This is a genomic window from Rhodobacter sp. 24-YEA-8, assembly GCF_900105075.1.
Taxonomy (GTDB): domain Bacteria; phylum Pseudomonadota; class Alphaproteobacteria; order Rhodobacterales; family Rhodobacteraceae; genus Pseudogemmobacter.
This window is the reverse complement of record NZ_FNSK01000001.1, coordinates 2,437,553-2,458,186: the sequence shown is the minus strand read 5'-3', so window position 1 is coordinate 2,458,186 and position 20,634 is coordinate 2,437,553. Positions and strand designations below refer to the sequence as shown.

The 20,634-nt window shown below is 64.4% G+C and carries 19 protein-coding genes; 7 read left to right on the top strand and 12 right to left on the bottom strand.

The genetic code is table 11. The features are described from left to right. Positions 1-281: 281 nt before the first annotated feature. Both betC and dacB read left to right on the top strand, forming a co-directional pair. Entirely contained in the window at positions 282-1,787 is a 1,506-nt protein-coding gene (gene betC / locus BLW25_RS12050; protein WP_092901993.1) for a choline-sulfatase, read from the top strand. Between the two features lie 128 nt (positions 1,788-1,915). After that, positions 1,916-3,406 (top strand): D-alanyl-D-alanine carboxypeptidase/D-alanyl-D-alanine endopeptidase, encoded by a 1,491-nt coding sequence (dacB, locus tag BLW25_RS12045; protein ID WP_253188410.1) that lies wholly within the window; start codon positions 1,916-1,918, stop codon positions 3,404-3,406. Between the two features lie 72 nt (positions 3,407-3,478). Here dacB and BLW25_RS12040 read toward each other — a convergent pair whose 3' ends face one another. Together BLW25_RS12040 and BLW25_RS12035 are read right to left on the bottom strand one after the other, a co-directional pair. Continuing rightward, positions 3,479-5,608: a vWA domain-containing protein gene (locus BLW25_RS12040; protein ID WP_092899341.1), complete on the bottom strand. Its 2,130-nt coding sequence runs from the start codon at positions 5,606-5,608 to the stop codon at positions 3,479-3,481. After that, entirely contained in the window at positions 5,605-6,144 is a 540-nt protein-coding gene (locus BLW25_RS12035; protein ID WP_092901990.1) for an RNA polymerase sigma factor, read from the bottom strand. Before BLW25_RS12035 ends, BLW25_RS12040 begins: the two co-directional genes overlap by 4 nt. Positions 6,145-6,348: 204 nt before the next feature. Here BLW25_RS12035 and BLW25_RS12030 point away from each other — a divergent pair, with 204 nt between their 5' ends. Both BLW25_RS12030 and BLW25_RS12025 read left to right on the top strand, forming a co-directional pair. Then, positions 6,349-7,239: a hypothetical protein gene (locus BLW25_RS12030; RefSeq protein ID WP_092899339.1), complete on the top strand. Its 891-nt coding sequence runs from the start codon at positions 6,349-6,351 to the stop codon at positions 7,237-7,239. Further along, the gene (locus tag BLW25_RS12025) at positions 7,205-7,621 is read left to right on the top strand and encodes a hypothetical protein (protein ID WP_171909537.1); all 417 of its coding nucleotides are present in this window, start codon (positions 7,205-7,207) and stop codon (positions 7,619-7,621) included. The genes BLW25_RS12030 and BLW25_RS12025 overlap by 35 nt, the downstream gene beginning before the upstream one ends. Positions 7,622-8,039: 418 nt before the next feature. Here BLW25_RS12025 and BLW25_RS12020 read toward each other — a convergent pair whose 3' ends face one another. The 5 genes from BLW25_RS12020 to ubiA form a co-directional block, all read right to left on the bottom strand. Then, positions 8,040-8,588 (bottom strand): peptidoglycan-binding domain-containing protein, encoded by a 549-nt coding sequence (locus tag BLW25_RS12020; RefSeq protein ID WP_092899335.1) that lies wholly within the window; start codon positions 8,586-8,588, stop codon positions 8,040-8,042. Positions 8,589-8,860: 272 nt separating this feature from the next. Continuing rightward, a complete protein-coding gene (locus BLW25_RS12015) occupies positions 8,861-10,339 on the bottom strand; it encodes an NAD-dependent succinate-semialdehyde dehydrogenase (protein ID WP_092899333.1) in 1,479 nt (492 codons plus the stop codon). 230 nt (positions 10,340-10,569) lie between these two features. Next, positions 10,570-10,899, bottom strand: a complete 330-nt coding sequence (locus BLW25_RS12010) for a hypothetical protein (protein ID WP_092899331.1) — start codon at positions 10,897-10,899, stop codon at positions 10,570-10,572. Positions 10,900-10,971: 72 nt separating this feature from the next. Then, the gene (locus BLW25_RS12005) at positions 10,972-13,188 is read right to left on the bottom strand and encodes an OmpA family protein (protein ID WP_253188403.1); all 2,217 of its coding nucleotides are present in this window, start codon (positions 13,186-13,188) and stop codon (positions 10,972-10,974) included. 102 nt (positions 13,189-13,290) lie between these two features. Beyond that, on the bottom strand, positions 13,291-14,220 hold the full coding sequence (gene ubiA, locus BLW25_RS12000; RefSeq protein WP_394328447.1) for a 4-hydroxybenzoate octaprenyltransferase: 930 nt from the start codon (positions 14,218-14,220) through the stop codon (positions 13,291-13,293). Positions 14,221-14,361: 141 nt separating this feature from the next. Between ubiA and BLW25_RS11995 the strand changes: the two genes are divergently transcribed. The 3 genes from BLW25_RS11995 to BLW25_RS11985 all read left to right on the top strand — a co-directional run bounded on the left by BLW25_RS11995 (position 14,362) and on the right by BLW25_RS11985 (position 17,119). Then, positions 14,362-15,087: a 16S rRNA (uracil(1498)-N(3))-methyltransferase gene (locus tag BLW25_RS11995; protein WP_092899327.1), complete on the top strand. Its 726-nt coding sequence runs from the start codon at positions 14,362-14,364 to the stop codon at positions 15,085-15,087. Beyond that, a complete protein-coding gene (locus BLW25_RS11990) occupies positions 15,084-15,629 on the top strand; it encodes a hypothetical protein (protein WP_092899325.1) in 546 nt (181 codons plus the stop codon). Before BLW25_RS11995 ends, BLW25_RS11990 begins: the two co-directional genes overlap by 4 nt. Positions 15,630-15,772: 143 nt before the next feature. Beyond that, the gene (locus BLW25_RS11985) at positions 15,773-17,119 is read left to right on the top strand and encodes a glutamate--cysteine ligase (RefSeq protein WP_092899323.1); all 1,347 of its coding nucleotides are present in this window, start codon (positions 15,773-15,775) and stop codon (positions 17,117-17,119) included. 12 nt (positions 17,120-17,131) lie between these two features. Here BLW25_RS11985 and BLW25_RS11980 read toward each other — a convergent pair whose 3' ends face one another. From BLW25_RS11980 to BLW25_RS11960, 5 genes are all read right to left on the bottom strand, one after another. Further along, on the bottom strand, positions 17,132-17,662 hold the full coding sequence (locus BLW25_RS11980) for an NYN domain-containing protein (protein ID WP_092899322.1): 531 nt from the start codon (positions 17,660-17,662) through the stop codon (positions 17,132-17,134). 6 nt (positions 17,663-17,668) lie between these two features. Continuing rightward, entirely contained in the window at positions 17,669-18,319 is a 651-nt protein-coding gene (gene plsY, locus BLW25_RS11975) for a glycerol-3-phosphate 1-O-acyltransferase PlsY (protein WP_092899320.1), read from the bottom strand. Positions 18,320-18,383: 64 nt separating this feature from the next. Beyond that, entirely contained in the window at positions 18,384-19,661 is a 1,278-nt protein-coding gene (pyrC, locus tag BLW25_RS11970) for a dihydroorotase (protein ID WP_092899318.1), read from the bottom strand. Further along, on the bottom strand, positions 19,658-20,020 hold the full coding sequence (locus tag BLW25_RS11965) for a hypothetical protein (RefSeq protein WP_092899316.1): 363 nt from the start codon (positions 20,018-20,020) through the stop codon (positions 19,658-19,660). The genes pyrC and BLW25_RS11965 overlap by 4 nt, the downstream gene beginning before the upstream one ends. Then, positions 20,017-20,631: a hypothetical protein gene (locus tag BLW25_RS11960; protein ID WP_092899314.1), complete on the bottom strand. Its 615-nt coding sequence runs from the start codon at positions 20,629-20,631 to the stop codon at positions 20,017-20,019. Before BLW25_RS11960 ends, BLW25_RS11965 begins: the two co-directional genes overlap by 4 nt. Positions 20,632-20,634 lie beyond the last annotated feature (3 nt).

Here is a 20,634-nt window from a genome sequence, read left to right as displayed (position 1 = left end):
CGCCGGACCGATCCGGCTGCTGCCGGCATGGCACCCTTGCGGGCGATATGGCCCGTTTTGCCTCGGTGATGCTGTCTTGCCAGGAATGCGACATGGCTGCCTTTCAGAAGGGAGCGCGTAAGCCCGAGTAAATCCACGATCCTTCCGAAAAGTAGCCTGAAAGCGGCAGGTCTTTGTCTGAGAACGCCCTCGCACCCGGGGCGAGCCGGAAATGATCTTGCGCCGCGCCGGAACACGCGCCACCAAATTGCGAAATCAATACCGTCTGCAGGGGAATGAAGATGAATGCGCGTCCGAATATTCTGATCCTGATGGTCGATCAGCTGAACGGAACGCTGTTTCCCGACGGCCCGGCCGCCTTCCTCCATGCGCCCAATCTCAGGAAGCTGGCGGCCCGGTCGGTGAGATTCGCAAACAGCTATACCGGCAGCCCGCTTTGTGCGCCGGGGCGGGCTTCGTTCATGTCAGGCCAGCTGCCGCGCCGTACCCGCGTCTATGACAATGCCGCCGAATTCACCTCGGATATCCCAACCTATGCCCATCATTTGCGCCGCGCCGGCTATCAGACCGCGCTCTCGGGCAAGATGCATTTCGTTGGCCCCGATCAGCTGCACGGGTTCGAAGAACGCCTCACCACCGATATCTACCCCGCTGATTTCGGCTGGACGCCCGACTATCGCAAACCCGGCGAGCGGATCGACTGGTGGTATCACAATCTTGGCTCGGTCACCGGCGCGGGTGTGGCCGAGATCACCAATCAGCTGGAATATGATGACGATGTCGCCTTCCAGGCGGTCCAGAAGCTCTATGATCTTTCGCGCGGGGGGGATGCGCGGCCCTGGGCGCTGACCGTCTCTTTCACCCATCCGCATGACCCCTATGTCGCGCGCCGCAAATACTGGGATCTTTATGAAGGCGCCCCGGAATGCGAGCCGCCCGGGACCATCCCTTTCGACCGGATGGATCCTCATTCGCAGCGTTTGATGGAAGCCTGCGATTTCCAGGCCTTTGACATCACGCCTGACCATATCCGCCGCGCCCGGCAGGGCTATTTCGCCAATATCTCCTATATCGACGACAAGATTGGCGAGATCCTCGATGTGCTTGAGGCCACGCGCCAGGAGGCGGTAGTGTTTTTCGTCTCGGATCACGGCGATATGCTGGGCGACCGGGGCCTTTGGTTCAAAATGAACTTCTTCGAGGGCTCGGCGCGGGTTCCGCTGATGATCGCGGCGCCTGGCCTTGCGCCTGGCCTCGTGGAAACGCCGGTCTCGACCATCGACGTGACGCCGACGCTTTGCGCGCTGGCGGGGATCGACATGTCAGAGGTGATGCCCTGGACTGCAGGAGTTGATCTTTTGCCGGTCGCCGCCGGGGCGGCGCGCGGCCCGGTCGCGATGGAATATGCGGCCGAGGGCTCGATCTCGCCACTGGTCTGCCTGCGTGAGGGGGCCTGGAAATATATCCGCTGCGCCGCGGATCCCGATCAGCTTTATGACCTCGCCCATGACCCGCTGGAGCGCCAGAATCTGGCCGACGACCCTCGCGCGGCGGAGGTGCTGGCCTGGTTCCGGGCCGAGGCCGATCAGCGCTGGGATCTGGCGGCTTATGACGCCGAGGTGCGCGAAAGCCAGGCCCGGCGCTGGGTGGTCTATGAGGCGCTGAGAAACGGGGCCTGGTTCCCCTGGGATCACCAGCCGCTCCGCGCCGCGTCTGAACGCTACATGCGAAACCACATGGATCTCAATGTGCTGGAGGATTCCAAACGGTTCCCGCGCGGCGAATGATCCCTCGCCCGGCAGCCGTGTTTTCGGCAAATGTTCACAATGCTGTTATCAGGTGATCCCGTTCCGGCGGCTGTGCGATCCGCGCCGGATAAGGTAAACACATGCGGCGTAACCGGGGGAATCGGTCAGTGATTTCAAGACGTGGATTGCTTGCGGCGATGCTCGCCAGCGCGGCGCTGCCGGCTTGCGGCGAGGTGATGACTTCTTCGCCGCGTCCGAAACTCAGGGGCGATGACCGGGGTGCCGGCAAAGCGGCGCCGGGGCAGAAATCCGCTGTGACCACCGATGCCGAGGCGCTTGTCCAGGCGGCAAAACTTACGGGAACGGTCGGTTTCGTGCTGATGGATGCGAAGACCGGTGCGGTGCTGGAAGGGCGCGAAGCGGGGACCGCTCTGCCGCCGGCCTCGGTGACCAAGGCAGTCACCGCGCTTTATGCGCTGGAAAAGCTCGGGTCAGGTCGGCGTTTTGTCACGCGTCTTCTGGCCACGGGCCCGATCCAGGGCGGCGTGATCCAGGGCGATCTGGTGCTGGCGGGCGGCGGCGATGCCACGCTGCAGACCGATCAGCTGGGCGATCTGGCGGCACGGCTGGCCAAGCGCGGCGTTAAGGGCGTCTCGGGGCGGCTGCTGTATTGGGAGGGCGCGCTGCCCTATGCCGCGCATATCGCCGCTGATCAGCCGGACCAGGTTGGCTATAACCCGGCGCTGTCCGGGCTGAACCTGAATTTCAACCGCGTGCATTTTGAATGGAAAAAGGCCGGCGCAGACTGGTCGGTCGCGATGGATGCCCGGGGCGAGCGGTTTATCCCCCAGGTTTCGATGGTCGGGATGAAGGTCGCCAGTCGCGAGACGCCGCTTTATACCTATAAAGGCGGCGCTTCTCGCGAGGACTGGACGGTTGCCTCTGGCGCGCTTGGCAAGGGGGGCTCGCGCTGGTTGCCGGTGCGGCTGACCGGGCTTTACACCGCCGAGGTCTTCCGCACCCTTGCGAAAGCCCAGGGCGTGACCCTGCCGGAAGGTCAGGCGGTTCAGGCCCTTCCGCGCAGCGACGAGCTTGCGCGGGTCGAGAGCGAGGCGCTTCCCGAAGTGCTGCGCGGTATGCTGCGCTGGTCCACGAATATCACCGCCGAATGTTCGGGGCTGAGCGCTTCGGGCGCCGGGAGTATCGCCGCCTCGGGCCAGGCCATGACGGCCTGGGTGCGGCAGAGCTTTGCCGTCGGTGCGAGCTTTGCCGACCATTCGGGCCTCGGTGGCGCTTCGCGGATCTCGGCGCAGGATATGGCGCAGATCCTGCTCCGCGCAGCCCGTGACGGGCGCGGCCTGAAGCCCATCCTCCGCGATGTCGGCATGAAAGACGCGCAGGGCAAGGTGATCAAAGGCCATCCGGTCAAGGTCATGGCGAAATCCGGCACGCTGAATTTTGTCTCGGCTCTGGCGGGCTATATTACCCCCCCCGGCGGACGCGAGATGATCTTTGCGATCTTTACCGGAGACCCTGCGCGACGCGATGCGGTGCCGGTCGCCGCGCGCGAGAACCCGCCCGGATCCGAAGCCTGGATCAGCCGCTCGCGCAAGCTCCAGGGACAGCTGATCAGCCGCTGGGCCTCGCTCTACGCCTGACATCAAGGGCGCGGGAGGAAGCCCCGCGCCCGGTTTTGCCTGACGACCCTCGTCAGTTTCGCGAGGCGACCCCTATTTCGCGAGGCTCTGCGCCAGCCGCATCAGGGTCACCGCTTCGATCCGGTAGCCGAATTCATCCGCACCCCGCGCTGCCAGCGCAAGTTTGATCGCATCGTCATAGCCCCAGTCGCCGGTATAGGCAGAACCCTGCAAAAGCTGGCCAAAGCCGGCAATCGCGGCCGCAAAACGGGTCTCGTCAGAGGCTGGTTCCAGCCCGGTGATCGGGGTTTCCTTCAGCTGCGAGATGCTTTCCCCCGGCTCTTTCCAGCGCAGCCGCAGAAAGCCCATCTCATCACTGCCGCCGCCGCTCACCGCTCCGGAGGAGCCATAGCGCAGCGGGTCGTTTTTCAGGCCCGCCGAACCCGGTGCCGTCACCTCATAGATCGCCGTGACCTGCAGGCCCGCGCCGATCTCACCGGCATCCACCTTGTCATTGTTAAAGTCTTCCCGCGCCAGCGCCCGGGTCTCGTAGCCGATCAGCCGGTATTCCGCGACTTGGGCTGGGTTCCACTCGACTTGCACTTTTACATCATCTGCAATGGGGAAAAGTGCCCCTGTCAGCTGGTCAACCAGCACTTTTCGCGCTTCTGACAGGCTGTCGATATAAGACGCCGTGCCGTTGCCGTTCTGCGCCAGCGCCTGCATCACCGCGTCATCCAGATTGCCGCGTCCAAAGCCCAGCACCGACAGATAGGTGCCGCCCGCGCGCTTCTTCGCGACATAGGCCTCAAGCCCCCCGGGGTCCGACACACCGACATTGAAATCGCCATCGGTCGCCAGCAGGATACGGCTGACCTCACCTTCGCCCGCCATCTTCGCGGCCAGCTGATAGGCCAGCTCCAGCCCTTCTGCCCCGGCGGTCGAGCCGTCCGCCGACAGACTGTCGAGCGCGTTCAGGATCTTGTCGCGCTCGCCGGCCGGGGTCGGCTCCAGCACGGTGCCGGCGGATCCGGCATAGGCGACGATGGCAACCTGATCCTTGGGCCGCAATTCAGGCAGCATCAGCGCGAGCGACTGTTTCAGCAGCGGCAGCTTGTTCATGTCCTGCATCGATCCCGAAGTATCGACCAGGAATACAAGGTTCAGCGGTGGCCGGGCGGCGATCTCGGGCAGCGCGCCCTGGAGGCCGATGGTCACCAGCCGCGTCTCCGGGTTCCAGGGCGTCGGCATGACCGCGACCGTGGTGGCGAAAGCCTCATCCCCCTCGGGTGCGGCGTAAGCATAGGGGAAATAGTTCACCATTTCCTCGACCCGCACCTGTTCCGGCGCGGGCAGGATGCCTGCGTTCAGGGTCGAGCGGATCACCGACCAGGACGCCGTGTCGATATCGGTCGAAAAGGTCGAGACCGGTTCGTCCACGGTGACTTTGACCGGATTGGCCACTGCATTGGCATAGATCTCGGTCGAAGGGGCAGGGGCGGGCAGATAGGCCATGTCTCCTGCGGGCATGATGCTGTTCGACATGCGCAGGCGTGCGTCATTCATCGGCTGCGAGGGCGCCTCCGCCAGCATCTCGACTGCAGAGGAGGCGGCAGCCGCATATTCAGCCTGGTCGACAGGAACGGCTTCTGCTGTAGTCCGTGCTGCGGCCCCCGGTTGCGGATTTTCTGGCTGGGGCGCTGGTTTTGGGGAGCCCCCCAGAGCAGCCACCTCATCTGCGGCAATTTTGGCTGCGGCCTGCGGTGCGGCGGCTGGTTCCGTGACGACCGGCGCCTCCCCGGCTGTTACGTCCAGGGAGGATGCGGTAAGCGCCGGTTCGGGGGCAGGCGCCTTCTGGGCGGGGATATTGCTGCCCGGGCTTACAGCTCCGGTGACGCCCGTCGTGCCGCCGCCGATCCCGGGAATATTGCCCAAAGGCAGGAAAATCGCCACGCCGACCACCAGGGCCGCCGCCGAAGTCGTTGCCAGCAAGGCCGGCTTTGCGGTGAGAAATTTCATCATCTGTCGCACTCCACCAAAGAAGCCCGCCTGCCGGGGCGCATCTGCCCCCGGGCGGTCTTCCTTGTGACGCGACGCTTCCCCCGATCCCTGGAGCCGGTCGAAATTTTCCATCGCCAGGGTCAGAGCACGGGTGCGGGCCTCGGGGTCCGAAGCCGGCGCGCGTTTCAGCGCGGCACGCAGATCATTCAGCTCATCGGTCATTTTCCGACCTCTCTTGCCGCGATCACCCGCAGGCGTTTTTTGACCTCTGACATCCGCCAGCTGATGGTTCCCTCGGTTACGCCAAGGACCTCTCCTGCCTGGGCCTGGGTCATTTCCTCGCCCAGGACCAGCGCCACCGTGTCCCTGAGTTCAGAAGACAGCTGCGCCATGGCCTGATGCAGCCAGATCTCGGCCTCGCGCCCGGTTTCGATCTCGTCCTGGCGCGCGAGTTCCCAGTCGCCCCAGCCCTCGGCTGCCTTTGAGCGCGTCGCCTGGCGGCGGCGCTGATCATGGGCGGCATTGACCACAACGCGGTAAAGCCAGGTGGTGAACCGCGCCTCAGAGCGCCAGTTCCTGAGTTTCACCGGCAGTGCGGCGCAGATATCCTGCGCCAGATCCTCGGCGTCGGAGCGGTTGCCGCTCAGCCGCCAGGCCAGGCCGAAAATGCGGTCGTAATGCCGTGCAACAAGGGTCGCAAAGGCTGCGCGGTCGCCTTCGGCCGCGGCGCTGGCAAGGGTTTCGTCGGGCGTATCCATCAGCATGGTGCTAATCAGACGCAGCCCGGCTGGCAATCCCTGGAGGCGCGGCGCATTTTTTTTCCGCAGCGGCCATCTGGTCCTCTGGTTTTGCCGCCTTGTCGCACCGGCGGCTTTGCAGCAGGCTTGCCCGCGCGGAACCGCGCCGCAGCTTTTGGCAGACCACCCCGCCGCCCCAGGGAGCGATGATATGGTCCGCGTTGTGTGTTTCGCACTTGTTCAGGCCGTTTTGTTGCCGGGCGCTGCCATGCTAACGGCTTTTCTGGCCACCATCCCGGCTTTGCCGAAGAGGCGGGGCTCAAACGGGTTCCTGTTCCGGGTTGGGTAGATTATCTTCCTGATATCGCAGCGCTTTCTGGTATCGGAGGCGACGAGATCGACCGCCCGCGCTATCTGCTGAGGGAAATGCAATTCACCTGGGAGGGCGGCAGTCGCCAGATCTGGGAACGCCAGCTGATCGAGATGGCGACCGACGGGGCCGCCACCGAAGCCGGTACACAGATCTTCGACTATAACAGCGCGCTTGAAGATTTTACGCTGACGGGCGCCTCACTCTGGCGCGATGGCGAGGAGATCGAGCTCTGGGATACACCGCAAATGGCGGTCGAGCTGTTCAGCGCCAGCTATGAGGCCAGCCCGCTCAATCCGCAGTATTTCGTCATGATGACCTTCCCCAGGCTGCGCGCCGGCGACAGTCCCGATCTGTCTTTCCTGCGCCGCTCGCATCCCGATCTGTCGGATTCGGAGTGCGGGCCTGACCAGGAGGCGGTGGCGCCGCTGAAATTTGACAACCGCGTCACGCTTGCACGGGCCGTGGTGAACTGGCCGACGGGGAAAGAGATTTTCGCCCCGGCCCTGCCCGACGAGGTGACGCAGGCAACCGGGCCGGTTGCGGGCTGGGGCACGCGCCATGACTATCAGCTTTTCGATCTCATCACGCCCGCGGGTGAGGAACTTGCGCCTTCATGGGTCGATCAACGCACCGTGTTACGGGTGAGTGGCGATCGTGACTGGGGACGGATCGCGACCATATTGGCGGGGCATTATGCGGCCGGTGGTGATGGAGGTGAAACCCGCCGCGATCTGGACCAGTGATGTGCAGGAAACCTGGCGTTTCACCCCGGCGGGCCTGTTTCTCGACGTGACATCGGAGCATCGCGGCTCGGCCGCGGATGATCTGCGCTACCGCTATACCGAGCCTGGGATCGGGGACATTTCCGTCGAACTGCTCGGCTATTACCAGATCGTTTTTCCTCAGATTGCCATGATCCGGGAGCCCGATTTCACCGATGACGCGGAAAACAACAGCGTGGGGACGCATGAACGCTATTTCCTGCCGGCTTCGGTGATCCGGGATGAGGGGGTAATGACGGGCTTTCCGCTGACAGCCGAGGATTTCACAGCGCAATTCCCGGCATCGGGCCGAGCTCCGGGGCCGTTTCGGCATGCTGCTGCCTCCGCAGGCGGTGCAGCTTGAGAATCCGGCTTTCAGCTACAGGCTTGAGGGGGCGGTGCCAGGGCCGGGCCAGCTAGTGCTGCAATGGGATTTCACCGCCATGCCGACCGATATCGCGCTGCGCGATCTGCCCGAAGTGCTGGACGACGCCCGGACCGTCCATGAGACGCCTGGTTCAGTTACGATCTGGACTAGGGGAAGGGCAGGTCTGATCGGAAGGCCCCCTCCATCGGGACGGATGCAGGGGGCGTCCGGCCCCGGATCTCAGGTCATCGTACTCGGGTGCCCGCCCTCTGGGGGCTTGTCCTCTGGCCGGCCTGGGGAATTGCCGGCCAGAGGCCGGCCCGGGTCTCATCCGCCACTGCGCGTTTTAGCGGGCGGGCCACCTGTGCCCACCCGCAGTAATCCCGCTGTAACGGTACCTGAGATCAGGCCGGGTTCAGAACAGCAGCCCGTCATAGACGGCAAAGGCGCCGCCAGTGGTGCGCAGATTGCCCGAGGCGCCTGTATCACGTGCCCAGGCCGAAACGGCGTTATAGGTGCCGGTGCCGAACACGCCGTCGATGCCGCCATTATAATATCCGGCACGACGCAGCTGGCGCTGGATCGCTTTGCGCTCGCCAGGGCTATAGGTGTTGAAGGCCTGGCCCGCCGGGGTCGAATAGACCGAGCTGTAGCTCCTGGTGCTGCGGGGCGGCTCGCGGTAGACCGGCGTGGGCTCATAATAGCGCGGCTGTTCCACATAGCGGGGCTGGTGATCCCGGCGGTGCTGACCGTTCTGGATCAGCTGGTCAACGATGATCGCTGTGGCAACACCGGCGACGAAACCCTGTTCCTTTTTCCCCCAGGCAAGCGCGGGCATCGAGGTCAGCGCGACCGAAGCGGCGGCAAGGGCGGCGACAACACCGGCCCGGAATTTACCGCTATGGTTTCTGGCGGCCCCGCTTTTAACGGTGTGGTGTTTATCGGAGCTGGTAACAGGCAGCATGGCATGTCCTTTCCTGGATTGGCCTGCGCTCTCCTCCCCGGTCGTGCAGAGAACCGGATCGGGACGCGATGGGTCAAATCTGGGCAAGAGACGTCTGACAGGCAAAAACGCCGCGTTGATATCAGATAACAGCCTTAAAATCAGTGGCTTGCCGGCAAAGAAAAAGGGGCGCCTGCGCGCCCCCTGTAACTTTATGATCCATTCGCCCTCCGGATACCCCCGGCGGATGCGTCCTGAGATGTACGGGGGCGGACAGCCCCCGATAACCGGTCTCAGACGCTGAGGCAGATATACTTCATTTCAAGATAGTCCTCGGTGCCGTGATGGCTGCCTTCGCGGCCGAGACCCGATTGTTTGACGCCGCCGAACGGCGCTTCTGCGGTCGAGACCAGCCCGGTATTGACGCCCACAATGCCATATTCCAGCGCTTCCTGGACGCGGGTGATGCGGCCGATATCGCGCGAGTAGAAATAGGAGGCGAGGCCGAAGATCGTGTCATTGGCCATCGCGACCACCTCTTCCTCGGTCTCGAACCGGAAGAGCGGCGCCAGCGGGCCAAAGGTCTCTTCAGTGGTGACCAGCATTTTCGAGGTGACATTGGTCAGGATCGTCGGCTGGAAGAACGAGCCGCCAAGCTTGTGACGCTTGCCGCCAAGCGCCACCACCGCGCCCTTGGCGGTCGCATCGGCGATGTGCTCTTCGATCTTTTCAACGGCGGCTTCATTGACCAGGGGACCGAACTGTACCGGTTCGGAAAGCCCGTCGCCGACTTTGGTCTTCGCGACGGCCTCGGCGAGCTTTTCGGCAAAGGCATCATAGACGCCGGCCTGGACATAGATCCGGTTCGCGCAGACGCAGGTCTGGCCGTTATTGCGGAACTTCGACAGCATCGCGCCTTCGACAGCGCGGTCGAGATCGGCGTCGTCAAACACGATGAAGGGCGCATTGCCGCCAAGTTCCATCGAACATTTCATCACCTGATCCGCCGCCTGACGCAGCAGGATCCGTCCGACTTCGGTCGATCCGGTAAAGGTCAGCTTGCGCACGATGGGGTTCTCGCAGAACTCCTTGCCGATATCCGAGGACCGTTTCGAGGTGATGACCGAGAAGACCTCGCCCGGGATGCCGGCACGCTCGGCCAGGACTGCAATCGCCAGAGCGGAAAGCGGCGTCTCAGCGGCGGGGCGGGCAACAAAGGCGCAGCCAACGGCCAGCGCCGGGCCACATTTGCGGGTGATCATCGCATTGGGGAAATTCCAGGGCGTGATCGAGGCGACAACGCCGATCGGCTGTTTGATCACCGTGATGCGTTTGTCGGGCTGATGTCCGGGGATGGTCTCGCCATAAACCCGTTTTGCCTCTTCGGCGAACCATTCGATAAAGCTGGCGCCATAAGCGATCTCGCCTTTGGCTTCTGCCAGCGGCTTGCCCATTTCAGCGGTCAGGATGGTGCCGAGATCATCCTGATTCGCCATCATCAGATCGAACCATTTCCTCAGGATCTGGCTGCGCTCTTTCCCGGTACGCGCGGCCCAGGCCTTTTGTCCCTTTTCCGCCGCCGCGATGGCGCGGGCCGTCTCGGCACGGCTCAGATTGGGGACGCGGGCAATCACATCGCCGCGTGCCGGGTTGATCACTTCGAAGGTCGAGCCGTCATCGGCATCGATCCAGGCGCCGGCGACATAAGCCTTTTCGACCAGAAGCGAGGGGTCTTTCAGAAGCGAACGCAGATTGGTGACGGAATCAGGCATGGAGGCCTCCGCTGAAGGGTTTTTCCTCAGGTGGCATCCGTAAGGCCACTTGTCTACTGTCGGGCGCGCGATCAGTCCAGTTACAGTGCAAATCCGGCGAGGGCTGGCGGCATAATACAAGGCAGATCGGGACGCGCGGCGGGGCGTATTCAGGTCAGCGGAATTGCCGCTTTCCTGCTGATCCAGATATTCCCGCCGAAGGTATCCGCCAAAGGAAAGGCGCGAAGGCCTCAGCTGTTCGCGTGCATCCGTTCAATATAGGCGCGCATCTCTTCGGCTTCCTGGCGGGCCTCGCGCAGGCCTTCCATCGCGGCGCGCAGTTCCGCCTCGGTCTGGCTGATCTGATTGCCCAGTTCCGCTTCGCGGGATTCGAGCCAGACAATGGCCTGATCGCGCATTTCTTCGGTCTCATGCAGCGATTGCGCCAGGCGTTCCAGCTCGGTCAGGTCATTGCCGGCATTGCGCGAGAACCGGTGCAGCAGCCAGTGGCTGAACCAGCCAAGTGCAAAGGCCAGCAACAGGATGACCGAGGTGGCAATGATGAATTCTGTCCGGTTCATGCAAATTTACTTTCCTGGTCCCGCTGGCGCCATCCGGGCGACGCATCCGGGGTTATCAATCGGGCGCGCGGCTCAGTCCTGGCCGGCGCTGGCAGGGCGGGTTTTCGGGCGGATGGTCTGCTCTGCAGGGGCCAGCGAGGGGCCGCTATAGGTATAGACGATTTCCGGGCCTGGCTCAGACGGCGCCTCCGACTCCGCCTGGGCAGGGCCGGCTGTTGCAGGCGATGCGGGGGAGGGGGGCGATTCGGTCTTCGGCTGAGCAGTCCCTTGCGCGGCAGGCACCTGGACATCGTGCTCGCCCGCTTCATCAGCCGGAGTTGCCGGATCATCGGGGTCCGAAGAGCCAAGCACCAGGTCTTCGAGATCCTCATCCTCCGGGGCGGTGGCGATTTCGTCACCGGTGGGGGCTGTCTCTTCGGCAGGTGCCGCTTTTGCCGGCGTTTCGGGGGCGGCGGCGCCTTTCAGGCTGAATTCGATGCGACGATTGGCCTCGCGCCCGGCCTCGGTGGCGTTATCCGCGATGGGGGTGCTTTCGCCATAGCCGAGGGCCGTCATATTCGACACATCGACGCGACGGCCCTGCAAGGCCATCAGCACCGCCTCGGCCCGGGCCTGGCTCAGCGCCGCATTGCCGCTTTCCGAACCCTGCGAATCGGTATGACCTGCGATTTCCATCGGAATCGCCGGGCAGCGCTTCAGCACTTCAGCGATTTCATTGATCAGCGGTCCGGCCTCCGAGGCGATCTCGGCCGATCCCGGCGTGAAGGCGATTTTCGATTTCGCCATGATCGCGGCCACGTCAGCGGCGCATTCTGCAGGTGTCGGCAGTGCGGCCAGCGGGTCGAGCTTTTTGTCATAGGTGACTTCGACGCGGAAATTGCGGCCCTGGCCCAGTTTCGACGACAGGATCTGGGTGATACGGCCACGGGCCTCCTGGCTGCCGGTGATGCCGCGCAGTTCGACTGTGTCGGCGCGCACCACAAGCGTGCCCTCGCTCAGCATCGAAAGCGATTCGAGCCCCGCCAGCACCCTTGACGGCCAGCCATCGGGCAAGGCCGGGTCCAGCAGCGTCGCCACATAGACATTTGACGCGCCGAATGAGGCCCTTGCATAGGCATCAACCGCCGCCTGCTGCACCTCATCGACAAGGCGGCCACGCAGTTCGACCCGTCCCCCCGTCACAAGGCGGGCGGTGAATTCCTCGGGGCCACGGATCACGGCTTCGGTCGAGGGCGGCACCGGTTGCAGCGAGAACACATCCGGCAGGCCGGCGCGCAGATCGCCAAGCGCGGTGTCAAAGGCCTCCTGCGTCACGCCCTCGCCGGCTTCAAAGGTGATATCCGCGTCTGAGAAGGTGACGCTGCCCTGGCCCATGGCGCCAAGCTTGCGGATCGCCAGTACTGCCGCTTCCGACCAGCGCGGCGTCGGGGTGCCAAGACCCACGGTGCAGATTGCCGGCCCCTCCATCCCGGTGGCGCTTGCGGCCGCCAGAATCAGGCTGCGGGCGCGTTCGGTATCAGCCGAACAGGCGTCAAACCGCGCGCCGCTGCCATCAACGACAAAGCGCAGTGTGAAGGGCGTGATCACCGGGCGCGGCGCGGAAATCGCGGCATCCAGCCTGACCGAGGCCGGTTTGCGCTTGCCAAGCTCCGTTTCAAAACGCCGCTTTTCCGCCGGGCTTTCGGCGATGGCGGTCACCCGAACCTCACCGGCCGAGACCGAGATCTTCGAGCGTTTCAGCAAAGACAAAGCCTCAAGCCCGAAGCGCAGCGAGGCGTCCCAGCCCTCGGGGGCCGGCCAGTTCGCGGTCTGCAGCATATTGGCGGGGGCGCTGTCTTCGGCGGTAAAGCCATTGGCTGCTGCCGCAAGGCCTTCGGAATCCAGCTCGCCCTCATTGAGGATCGCCGGGATCAGGCCGATCAGCTGGATCCCGTCATCATTTCTGAGCATCTCGACCGAGAAACGCGGCGCCTCGATGGCGGTGGTGGGGGCGACCTCGAGCCCGTCGCGGATCCGCGAGCTGTCAACGAGGCTGCCGACAAGGTTCAGTGCCCGAAACCGCGCCGCCTCGTTCGGGGCGGTGCCGCTCAGTCCCACCTGCATCCCGTCGGTCGTCACCCCGACCCAGTCCATCCGCGCTTCGGTCAGGCGCTGTCCCAGCACGTCCCGGGTGCGGTCTTCGATCACCAGCACCGTGCAAAAGGCGATGCCGATCATCAAAAGTCCGGCAATTGCGAAAGCAAGGGCACCGAGAGCGGCACGGGGCAGGGTGAGCAGACGTTGCGGCAAAGGAAGACCCGGGATTTGCGGAACCGTAGGAGTCCCGCAGGCCACGGGAACCGGGCCGCCGGGATCGTCCCTCTACCTAGGCGCTTGGGCGGCAGGGATCAATCAGAGGAAGATTGCGACGGCAAGAAACAGCACAGGGATCAGACCAGCATCGCGGTTCGATTTGAAAAGCCTGAGGCAGATGGCCGGATCATCCGCATCCAGCTGCCGCAACTGCCAGAAAAGGTGCAGTCCGAAAGCCCAGATGCCACAAAGCGCCATCAGCACAGGCAGGATGCCCCGGCTTGCGGGGATGGTGAGGATCACCGCCGCCGCAAACAGCAGCACCGAAAGTACAAGAAAGCCCGCAAGCCATTGACCGGTCCGGTCGGCAAACAGCCGCGCGGTGGATTTCACCCCGATCAGCGCGTCATCTTCCTTGTCCTGATGGGCATAGATCGTGTCGTAAAACAGCGTCCAGGCGATACCCGCCAGCCACAGGATCACTGCCGCAACCGGCAGATCTTCGGAATGCGCGGCCCAGAGCAGCAGCGCCCCCCAGTTGAAGGCGAAGCCAAGAAAGACCTGCGGCCACCAGGTGAAGCGTTTCGCGAAAGGATAGATCATCACCAGCGCCAGCGAGCCTATGCCAAGTGTGATCGCCAGCCGGTTATAGCTGAACAGGATCAGCGCCGCAATCAGCGCCTGGGCCGCCATCCAGATCACCGCGCCTTTCACCGTGACCTGGCCCGAAGGCAGCGGACGCGAGCGGGTCCGTGCGACCGAGGCATCGAAGTCGCGGTCGGTGATGTCATTCCAGGTGCAGCCCGCGCCACGCATCAGAAAGGCGCCAGCCCCGGAAGAGGCCACCAGCCACAGATCCCACCAGGAAAAACCAGACCCATCATTCGCCGCCAGTGCCAGCGCCCAGAGACAGGGAAGCCATAAAAGCCAGGTCCCGATCGGCCGGTCTGCCCGTGACAGCCGCAGGAAGGGCCGCGTCACCGGCGGGGCGAGGTGATCCACCCAATTGCCGCGCGGCGCATCCGCCACCTGGCCGGTGTTGATCTTCGCCGCCGTGGCCTCCAGCTGATCGGCAAGCCGTGCCGCCTCGACCGGCGACAGCAGATCATCCCCTTCGGGCTGGCCGCTTCCCTCTGGCGTTCTGTCTGTGGGCGCCATAGTTTCGCCTCCATGTCCGGGCCGAAAGTCAGACTTCATGTAGATCAGCCCCTTGGTGAGGGGCAAGCCGTCGCAGTCCTTGAGGGTGCGGCGAACTATCTTTTTGCCGTGATGCGGCTGGGAACAGGCGCCGAGGTGCTTTTGTTCAACGGGCGTGACGGCGAATGGCGCGCGCGCGTGGCCGAGGCGAATAAACGGCGCGGCGTTCTGGTCTGCGAGGCGCAGATGCGGCGGCAGGACTTCCCGCCGGATCTGTGGCTTTTGTTCACGCCGGTCAAAAAGGAACGCACGAATTTCATTGTTGAGAAGGCGGTAGAGCTGGGGGTTGCGCGTCTGATGCCCATCTCGACCCGGCGCATGAATGCCGAACGGCTCCGGCTCGACAAGCAGCAGGCCCATGCCATTGAGGCGGCCGAGCAATGCGGCGCGACCTTTGTGCCGGGGATCAGCGATCTGCAACCGCTCGACCGGCTTCTGGCGAGCTGGGATCCGGCGCGGCGGATCTATTGGGCCGATGAGATCCGGGCGGGGTCGGATGGGACCTGGCCGGGCGCGCCGGGCGCGCCTGCGGCGATCCTGATCGGGCCGGAAGGCGGCTTCACGCCCGAGGAACGCGCGAAACTCGACAGTCTCGATTTTGTCAGCCCCGTCGCCCTTGGCCCCCGGATCCTGCGCGCCGAAACGGCGGCACTGGCGGCGGTGACGCTCTGGCAGCGGTCTTTCGGGGATTGGGCATGATCCGCCCCGAGCTTGTTGCCCGCGCACGGCGCTGGCAGGGCGTGATAGAAGGTGCGGCTTTCCTTCTGTTCGGCATGTGGATCTTCGCCGGCGGCACCCTGGTCTGGCAGCTGCCGGGCCTGGCGGTGATGGCGCTCGGGATTGGCTGGGCGGTCAATGGCTGGCGGCGTATGCGCTTTCAGGCCGACCCTTCGGCGCCGGGGCTGATCGAGGTGGACGAGGGCCGCATCCGGTTTCTGCATCCGGTGATGGGAGGCGAGGTCAGCCTGAATGACCTTGCAGAACTGAAGCTGGTCACGCTCCGGGGACGCAGGCTCTGGCAGATGCGCGACCTTTCGGGGGCGCGGCTGATCGTGCCACTCGAATCCGCCGGGGCGGGGGATCTGGCCGATGCGCTGACCAGCCTGCCAGGGCTGACGGCCGCAAACCTCGTGGCGGCGCTTGATGCCGATGTAGCGCCCCAAGGCAGCATGCTGCCCTCGACCGGCGCGCGCGAACATCTGGTCTGGACGCGGCCCGGCAGCGGCATCCGGCCCGTGTGAGCGGGCGTCTGACTGGCCGCCCGGCCGGCCCATCCGGAACGCCGGCTCACAGGATCTGTGCATCTGGCGGGCTTGACAATATCCCCCTGGACAGGACAGGTCAGTCGCCTGAGACCAGTTGACAGCGAAGCCGGAGCCAGCCCATGTCGATACCACAATCCGGAGGCGGCCCGATCGAGAGCCTTGACCAGCTCGCGGCCTTGCTGGAGAGCGGTTGTAAACCGAAGGAAGACTGGCGCATCGGGACCGAGCACGAGAAGTTCGGCTGGCTTACCGATACCAGACAGCCGCTGCCCTATGACGGCTCGCGCTCGATTTCCGCGATTTTCGCAGGGCTTGAGGCGCGTTTTGGCTGGGAGCCGGTGCTTGAAGGTGAGAACGTCATCGGCCTTACCCGCAACGGCGCAAATATCAGCCTTGAGCCCGGCGGCCAGTTCGAGCTTTCCGGCGCGCCGGTCCTGACCATCAACGAGACCGCGGCCGAACTTGACAATCACCTCGCCGAGGTTGCGGCGGTGACCGAGGGCATGGGGGTCCGGTTCATGGGAATCGGGGCGGCACCGGAATGGTCGCATGACCAGATGCCGGTGATGCCCAAGGGCCGCTACCGGCTGATGACCGATTACATGGGCCGCGTGGGCACCCATGGCACGCAGATGATGTACCGCACCTCGACGGTGCAGGTTAATCTCGACTACGCGTCAGAAGCAGACATGGTGAAAAAGCTGCGCGTGGCGCTGGCGCTGCAGCCGGTGGCGACAGCCCTGTTCGCATCATCCCCGTTTTTTGACGGCAAGCTGAACGGCCATAAGTCCTGGCGCTCCAGGATCTGGCGTGGCCTTGATGACAGCCGCACCGGGATGCTGCCTTTCGCCTTCGACGAAGGCATGGGCTTTCAGGCCTATGTGGACTGGGTGCTCGATGTGCCGATGTATTTCGTCTATCGCGACGGCAAATATATCGATGCGCTCGGGCAGAGCTTCCGCGATTTCCTCGATGGCAAGCTTCCGGCTCTGCCGGGCGAGAAGCCGACTTTGTCCGACTGGGCCGACCATCTGACCACGGTTTTCCCCGAGGCGCGGGTCAAGAAATATATCGAGATGCGCGGCGCGGATTGCGGCGACCGCGCGCATCTGATCGCGCTGCCGGCCTTCTGGACCGGGCTGACCTATGATGATGCCGCGCTGGACGCCGCATGGGAACTGGTCCGCAATATCGACAGCGAGACCCGCGAGGGGCTGCGCGTCGCGGCTTCGGTTTCAGCACTGCAGGGCGAGGCGAATGGGGTGAAGCTGGCCGATCTGGCCCATGCGGCGCTTTCGCTTGCCCATACCGGCCTGGCAGAGCGCGGTCATGGCGAAGAGATCTGGCTTGCGCCGCTGGTCACCTCGGTCAAGGCCGGAAAGGTCCAGGCCGATCGCTGGCTCGAACTGTATCATGGCGACTGGGCCGGCAGCCTTGCGCCGATCTATGACGCGTCAAGCTACTGATTTGCGGAATTTTTATTTGCCGGCCGCTTGCCGTGCCGGAGCAAGATCCAGCCACAGCGCATTGTCGCGATAGCCGCCCCGAACCAGACGGCCGGGGCGGGCGAGGTCAGGGTAGCCGGCGATCCGGTCGCGAAAGCGGTCATTGCTGATGATCACCGCCTCGCTCTGATTTGCGAAATCCAGCAGGAAGGGATCGGCCTGCGCGCCCCGGGGCACCACCAGAACATGGTCCTGCTCCAGCCCGAGCAACCGGCAGAATTGCCGGTCATTCATATAGTTCCCGGTCAGCCGGTAGCCGGCATTGGCATCAAAAACCACGCCGCAGCCATAGCCCATCTGATCAAGCCGGCGCAGCACCTCCTTCAGGGTGGCGAGCTGGGGCTTGCCGTCACGCCAATGCATCACATTGGAGCCATCGAGCACTGCAAGCGGTCTGCGCGCCTTTGCCCGCGCGCGCCACCGCCGCCGCAAGCCCCCGGCAAGTGCCAGCAGCCAGGCGATCAGCGCAAGCGGAAGCAGGATTGCGAGACCGAGTTCAATCATCGCAGATCAGGTCTTTTTCCCACCGATCTTCGGCTCGGTCCCGGATTTGATCCGCTTCAGATTGGCGGCGTGGCGGATATAGATCAGCACTGTCAGCAGTACGACGAGGATCAGCATTCGCCCCGCACCGGGTGAGGCAATCCAGGCCGGCATATCTTTCATCCCGGCGATCAGCACCCAAAGTGGTGTCAGGGCCGCCGCGATCAGGGCCGCCGCCGAGGACATCCGGGTCGCAATCGCGCCGATCAGCCAGGTCAGACAGGTCAGAATGCCGACCGGCGGCGCCAGTGCCAGCAGGATCCCAAGGAAGGTCGCAACCCCTTTGCCGCCGCGAAAGCCGCTCCAGATCGGAAAGAGATGGCCGAGAAAGGCCGCAAGTGCCGCGATCTGGGCGGCGTCTTCCGCGCCGGCCCAGCAGCGCGCCAGGATAACCGCAAGTGCGCCCTTGCCGCCATCGAGCAGCAATGTCGCCAGCGCTGCCGCCTTATTCCCGGTTCTGAGAACATTGGTCGCGCCGATATTCCCTGATCCGATCTGACGCAGGTCGCCAAGGCCCATTACGCGGGTGATCAGCACCCCAAACGGCACCGATCCCAGCAGATAGGCCAGGATGGCCACCAGGATCAGCGTCTCACGCCCGGTTACAAAATCCGGCATTTATTGTCTCTCCCTGCGCTCACAGGGCCCGGGCCCGGTGGCGGCGTTTAACCCAGGCGGCGTTTCAGATGGCCGAGCGGAACACCTCGCGCCCGCCGACCCAGCTGGCCAGCACGCGCCCCTCCATCCGCGCCCCGTCAAAGGGCGTATTCTTCGATTTCGATTGCAGCGTAAAGCGGTTCATCAGGAAAGGCGCATCCGGGTCAAAAAGCACCAGATCCGCCGGGGCCGAGACCGAGAGCCGGCCCTGCGGCAGGCCAAGCCGGTTCGCCGGGTTCAGTGCCATGGCGCGGAAGATCTGCGGCAGGCTCAGATGGCCGGCATGGTAAAGCCGCATCGCGGCCGGCAGGATCGTCTCAAGAGCCACCGCGCCGGGGGCCGCCTCTTCAAAGGGCAGACGTTTCGATTCCTCATCGGCGGGCGTGTGGAAGGACGCGATCACGTCGATCAGCCCATCCGCCAGCGCCGCGATGATCGCCTGCCGGTCCTCTTCCGACCGCAAGGGCGGCGTCAGTTTAAAGAAGGTGCGGTAATCGCCCAGATCCAGCTCATTCAGGGTCAGATGGTGGATCGAGGTGCCGGCGGTGACATCCAGCCCGGCAGCCTTGGCGCGCGAGAGCGCCGGCAGCGCATGTGCCGTGGTGATCTGATCGGCATGATAGCGGGCGCGGGTCATCTCGACCAGCGCGAGGTCACGCTCCAGCCCCATCCGCTCGGCAATCGGCGAGACCGCCGGAATGCCGCGGAAGCTCGCGAATTTGCCGGAGGTCGCGGCGCCGCCTTTGGACAGCTCCGGCTCCTGCGGATGGCACACGACCAGCGCCCCGAGCGAGCGCGCATAGGTGAAGGCGCGCGACAGCGCCTTGGTGTCGGTGGAGACATGGAAACCATCGGTGAAGGCCAGCGCGCCCGCATCCAGCAAAAAGCCGATCTCGGTCATCTCATGACCAAGACGCCCCTTGGTCAGCGCCGCCATATGGCGGATGCGGACCGGCGCGGCCTCGGCGGCGCGGCGCGTGACGAATTCCAGCACTTCGGGCGTGTCGATCGCGGGCGATGTGTCGGGCCGCGCGATCACCGTGGTCACGCCCCCCGCCGCTGCTGCAAGCCCGGCCGAGCGGAAGCTTTCACGATGGCGCTCGCCCGGCTCGCCGATCTTGACGCCCCAGTCGACGATTCCGGGGGCGAGGCATTTGCCGCCGCAATCAATGCTGACCGCGCCTTTCGGCAGCTTTTTCGCGGGCTCGGCGATCACGCCATCCACCACGGTCAGGCTGCCCGGTGCATCGCTCAGCGTTTCGGGGTCGATCAGGCGGGCATTGGTGAAATGAAGGATGGTCATCCGGGATCCGTGTCGGGCTGTGACCTGGCCGGCAGTGCTTTGGCCAGAGATGCTTTGGCCTGAATGTCGGGGACCAGCTGCATTACATGTTCTGCATCGGTCAGACGTTCAAACCCGGTGCGGGTGTAGGACTTGTCTCCCTCGCTGTCCACTGTGACGCGCATCGCCAGATGCAGGGAGTGGGTGCCATGACGCGGATCGCTGGTCCTCCCGAGGTCACCCCGGCGCCGGGCGCGCGGTCCATAAGAGCCATGCTCCGGGCGCGAGATCGCGGCTCCAGCCGGGTTGGCCGGACGGCTTTCCCCGCTCGGGATACGCTGTCCTGACAGCAGGTTCCGTGACGCACCTGCCTGTCTCATGATGCACCGCCGCCGGTCATTGGGGCTGGCCGGCGCATGGCCTCAAGCATCAGGGTGAATACACGCCGCGCTTCGGGGATATCCTCGAATCCGATCCTTTCGCCGAAGATGCCGGTGCTGTGGACAAAGCCGATCAGGCTGCCACGCGTCAGGCTGGCCGCATCCCAGGCCCGGGTTGCGAACCAGACCGAGCCCGGCAGCCCCTCTTCCAGCGCCGGATGCAGACCGGAATGCAGCGCATACCGCGCAAGCCTGCGGCGGCCGAGGATCTCGGTCGCGATAAAGGCATTGCGGTCGGTCAGGGTGTAGAAACTGCCCCTGAGCCGCAGCCAGCGACCGACCGGCGCGCCAAAACACAGGGTCAGCCCCATCAGGAGGACCGGCAGGCCAAAAAGCAGAAAGAGGATATTGATCGGGAAAGGCGGCCCGGCGGCGAAACCTGAGGCGAGGCTCATCCAGAACAGCGCAAAAACCACACAAGGCGCGCCCATCAGCAGCCTGAAATGGATCAGGTCAGCCCAGTCGAACCGTGCCTCCGGGCGCCCCTGCCACAGAATCTCCTCGCCCGGGTCGAGAATGTCTTCCCAGCCTGGCGGGAGGGCGGAGGCCATGGG

What these genes read in the sequence shown, in the direction of transcription:
- betC (WP_092901993.1), top strand. Translation starts at nt 282, where the DNA reads ATGAATGCGCGTCCGAATATTCTGATCCTGATGGTCGATCAGCTGAAC.
- BLW25_RS12040 (WP_092899341.1), bottom strand. Translation starts at nt 5,608, where the DNA reads ATGACCGATGAGCTGAATGATCTGCGTGCCGCGCTGAAACGCGCGCCG.
- BLW25_RS12035 (WP_092901990.1), bottom strand. Translation starts at nt 6,144, where the DNA reads ATGGATACGCCCGACGAAACCCTTGCCAGCGCCGCGGCCGAAGGCGAC.
- BLW25_RS12025 (WP_171909537.1), top strand. Translation starts at nt 7,205, where the DNA reads ATGGAGGTGAAACCCGCCGCGATCTGGACCAGTGATGTGCAGGAAACC.
- BLW25_RS12020 (WP_092899335.1), bottom strand. Translation starts at nt 8,588, where the DNA reads ATGCTGCCTGTTACCAGCTCCGATAAACACCACACCGTTAAAAGCGGG.
- BLW25_RS12015 (WP_092899333.1), bottom strand. Translation starts at nt 10,339, where the DNA reads ATGCCTGATTCCGTCACCAATCTGCGTTCGCTTCTGAAAGACCCCTCG.
- BLW25_RS12010 (WP_092899331.1), bottom strand. Translation starts at nt 10,899, where the DNA reads ATGAACCGGACAGAATTCATCATTGCCACCTCGGTCATCCTGTTGCTG.
- BLW25_RS11995 (WP_092899327.1), top strand. Translation starts at nt 14,362, where the DNA reads ATGTCCGGGCCGAAAGTCAGACTTCATGTAGATCAGCCCCTTGGTGAG.
- BLW25_RS11990 (WP_092899325.1), top strand. Translation starts at nt 15,084, where the DNA reads ATGATCCGCCCCGAGCTTGTTGCCCGCGCACGGCGCTGGCAGGGCGTG.
- BLW25_RS11985 (WP_092899323.1), top strand. Translation starts at nt 15,773, where the DNA reads ATGTCGATACCACAATCCGGAGGCGGCCCGATCGAGAGCCTTGACCAG.
- BLW25_RS11980 (WP_092899322.1), bottom strand. Translation starts at nt 17,662, where the DNA reads ATGATTGAACTCGGTCTCGCAATCCTGCTTCCGCTTGCGCTGATCGCC.
- plsY (WP_092899320.1), bottom strand. Translation starts at nt 18,319, where the DNA reads ATGCCGGATTTTGTAACCGGGCGTGAGACGCTGATCCTGGTGGCCATC.
- pyrC (WP_092899318.1), bottom strand. Translation starts at nt 19,661, where the DNA reads ATGACCATCCTTCATTTCACCAATGCCCGCCTGATCGACCCCGAAACG.
- BLW25_RS11965 (WP_092899316.1), bottom strand. Translation starts at nt 20,020, where the DNA reads ATGAGACAGGCAGGTGCGTCACGGAACCTGCTGTCAGGACAGCGTATC.
- BLW25_RS11960 (WP_092899314.1), bottom strand. Translation starts at nt 20,631, where the DNA reads ATGGCCTCCGCCCTCCCGCCAGGCTGGGAAGACATTCTCGACCCGGGC.